Annotated in this window: 4 protein-coding genes; 3 read left to right on the forward strand and 1 reads right to left on the reverse strand. The window is 66.3% G+C overall.

Features of this window, described 5'->3' with window-relative positions:
• Positions 1-43 precede the first annotated feature (43 nt).
• Both GTY84_RS12905 and GTY84_RS12910 read left to right on the forward strand, forming a co-directional pair.
• On the forward strand, positions 44-679 hold the full coding sequence (locus GTY84_RS12905) for a hypothetical protein (protein ID WP_161226350.1): 636 nt from the start codon (positions 44-46) through the stop codon (positions 677-679).
• A gap of 79 nt (positions 680-758) precedes the next feature.
• A complete protein-coding gene (locus GTY84_RS12910; protein WP_161226351.1) occupies positions 759-1163 on the forward strand; it encodes a hypothetical protein in 405 nt (134 codons plus the stop codon).
• 92 nt (positions 1164-1255) lie between these two features.
• Here the strand turns inward: GTY84_RS12910 and GTY84_RS12915 are convergent, their stop codons facing one another.
• A complete protein-coding gene (locus GTY84_RS12915) occupies positions 1256-2011 on the reverse strand; it encodes a hypothetical protein (protein ID WP_161226352.1) in 756 nt (251 codons plus the stop codon).
• A 548-nt stretch (positions 2012-2559) separates the two neighbouring features.
• On the opposite strand from GTY84_RS12915, the gene GTY84_RS12920 reads away from it, so the two are divergent.
• Positions 2560-3353: ice-binding family protein (locus tag GTY84_RS12920; protein WP_161226353.1), on the forward strand; the 794-nt coding region annotated here is incomplete at its 3' end.

A 3353-nucleotide genomic window follows, 5' to 3' on the forward strand; every position in this document is an offset into this window, starting at 1 on the left:
ACTACTCTGCCCGGTGCAATGCGAATTCGACTGATGGGGAATCATGGGCGCAATACGGCACGGCCACCGGTTGGTCACCTCTCTTGCTCTGGCCGTCACGCTGTTCGGCGCGACTGCTTGCGGAAGCTCCGATGGGGGCGGCATAGATGAGAGGCGCATCGCAGCCCCAACACCGAAGGCCGTCGTCGACCCTGGCGTTTACCGTGTCCCCCGGAAAATCTGTGGTGCGATCGATTTCAGCCCGCTGACCGCTGTGCTGGGTGAACCCTTCAAGGCCCCCGGGGACGCCACGCAGCTCAGCAACGACACCGGAGGCGGTGCTGAGTGTGTGCAGCGCTTCGGCTCTATCGATGTCTTAAATGAAGCCTTCGTGGGGTGCCGGGCGTACATTGACGTCCCCAGAACGGCCGAACTCTTCGACTACCGTCGTGGTGTTGGCGTCAAATATGCGGTCGATGGCGTAAAAGACACTCCCCATGTCGGGCAGCAGGCATTTCAGTACAGCCACAAACTAGATATGCCGCCGTGGGACACGGAGTTGTGGCTCACGGTGCGTGACAGCAACCTTCTGTGCGAGCTGAAGGCTCGGACGGAAGACGCCCTCCCCAGCGATAAGGCTCCGGCTGCCTACGCGGCCCTTGCCGAAATCGCCCGCACCACCCTTCCTGAACTGCGTTGAGCGAACCTGCTCTCGGGCCGGCGGTACGGGTGCCGGATCCTCCTTCTGCTCCGGTGCGCGGGAGAGTGTGGCTCTGTCGATGACGAAGAGCAGCGTTCCTCTGGCAGTTCGGGAGGCGCTGCCGACGCCGAAGGTCGACGACTCGGACGGCGGCTCGGCGGTGTTCGGCGGGACGCTGTCGGTCGCCTGTCCGGCGTTCGGGCAAAATGCGCTGGCTACGGGCTCAGGTAGGACCCGGTACCGCTTCGCTGCCGGGTGTCCGCAGGCGCCTCCCGTTGTCGTCGACAACGACATGCCGGCGCGGCGGGTGCCTCCCGAGGCCGTTGACAACTGCTGTCGCATGGCGTCGAGAAAGCCAGCCTTCATCCACTATCCGTCGACAGCCTTCAGCGATGCCCCGAGGATCTCGTCCCTGGTAGCCCTCGAAAGTGGGCAGGCCATACCCTCAAGGGTTCAGACGTCAGTCGAGGGCCGCACGGTTTGACCGTGCGGCCCTCGCGCTTTCCAGCTCGCGAATCAGGACGGCCGCCCGGATCGATCCGGGCGGCCGTCGTCTGCTTCTCGGTGGGCTGCTGGTCAGTCGCCGGCTTCGTGGGGGAGCCCGTCGTCCAGGACGATGCGGATGGTTTCGCCTTGTCCGGTGACGTCGGTGAGTTCGGCCGCGATGCGGTTGTAGGTGGTGGTGGCCAGTGCCCAGTCGCCCTGGAGCGGGGCGGCGGAGGCGCGGGTGTTCCACAGCTCGATGAGCAGGGCGATGAGGGAGCGTCCGGACAGGACAGTCTGGATGCGGCCCTCCTTGATGTCCTCGACCGAGGGCGGGGTGCGGAAGTGGCTGTGGTCGACGGCCAGGGCGGCGAGCCACTCCCAGGTGTCGCGGTGGGCGGTCAGTTCGGCGGAGGCGACACCGGCGGCCGTCAGCAGCAGGACACCGTGGGCGACCTTCGGATCCTTCGTTTCGGGGACCTGCGGTTTGGCGGCAGGGGGCGGGCCGGTGACGGGGCTGCTGCCCTGGTAGGCGGCCTCGATGGCGCTCTTCAGCACGAGGTCCTGGTCCTCGCCGGGCTCGGGCAGCTGCTGGTGCCCGGTGGTGTTCTCCATGGTTCCCCCCTGGGAGTCGGTGTCGGTGGAGGCGGACGGATGGCCGTCGGCGCCCGCAGGCGGGCCGTGGCCGGCCCCGGGTCCGGGCGGCTGCACGCTTCCCCCGGCAAGGACCCGCGTGCTCTCGCCGGCCGCGGCACCCGCCCCCTCGGGCGGTGTGAGGGAACGCAGAACGTTGGCGAGGTCCAGGAGCTGCCGGAGCTCACCCCTCGTCTCGTTCAGGTCACTGATCATCCGGTCCTGACGGCGACGGACCTCCCGGCTCTCCTCACGCAGTCCGGTGACGCCCGCCTGGAGCTGCTCCAGGATCTTCGCTTCATGCTACGGACCGCTGCTTTGCTCCCCCTTCACAGGGCTTTTTGACACTGGGCTTCGACGCCGGGCGTTTCCCCTCGACGCCGCCAGTCTGCTACCGGGCCCCCTGGCAGCTACCCGGACCGGACTTCCACCAGCAGGCGACAACGAGCTTACGACCGAAGATCACTTACAGCATCAAGACCTCCAGTCTGCTGGGCGCGCGAAAGATCGAGGTTAGGCCCACCTGAACAAGAACACGAAATCACGAGTTCAACCTCAGTAGGCCAACACAGTGGATGATCGGATATATGAACACCCCAAAAATTGCCCTGCATTCGGCGGCTCGATGCCCGGAAAACACGACTCTCGCACGCATTCTGCGGCACCTGTGAGATTCCTCCGTAATATGCACAACCAGATCAAGGCTCCCCGGGCGTTTGATTAGGGCCCGGCATGCCACGGCCCCCACAGAAAATGGCCTCCTGATGAAGCTGAAGATCCCTGAAATGGCTCGCCGACGTACCGTGCCCGGCTTGCTGGCCTCGGCCCTCGCCGCCACGGTCGCTGCCGCGATGGTCGTCCTGTCACCCGCCCCGGCAATCGCCATCGCAACGCCGGTACCGCTGGCCACGGCGGCGAGTTTCTCCGTGCTGGCGGGCGCGGGAGTCACCAACACGGGCCCCACAGTGATCAGTCACGACCTCGGGACGCACCCGAACCCGTCCATCACCGGATTCCCGCCCGGCGAGGTGCTCGGCGCTGTGCACGCCGCCGACGCCGTGGCACTTCAGGCCAAGTCCGACCTGGTCACGGCGTACAACAACGCGGCTGGCCAGGCCACGGACTTCGCACTCGCGGCGGGCATCGGCAACGGCACCACGCTGCTTCCGGGCGTCTACACCGCTTCCTCTGGTGTCGGCATCACCGGCGATCTGGTCCTGGACGCCGGAGGAAACCCGAACTCCGTGTGGGTGTTCCAGATTCCGGAGGCCCTGACGACGGCCTCCTCCAGCCGCGTACTCCTGACGAACGGCGCTTCGCCGTGCAACGTGTACTGGCAGATCGGGAGTTCGGCCACCCTCGGGACAAACTCCACTTTCGTGGGCACCATCATGGCTCTGACGGACATCCACGTGACCACGGGGACCAACATCGAGGGCCGGGCGCTGGCTCGCAACGGCGCCGTGACGCTCGACACCAACCGGATCTTCCTCAACTCCTGCTCGACCGGAACGACCAGTGGCACGACGACCGGTACCACCACCGGTACCACCACCGG

The organism is Streptomyces sp. SID8352 (assembly GCF_009862265.1).
In the GTDB taxonomy this organism is placed as follows: Bacteria; Actinomycetota; Actinomycetes; order Streptomycetales; family Streptomycetaceae; genus Streptomyces.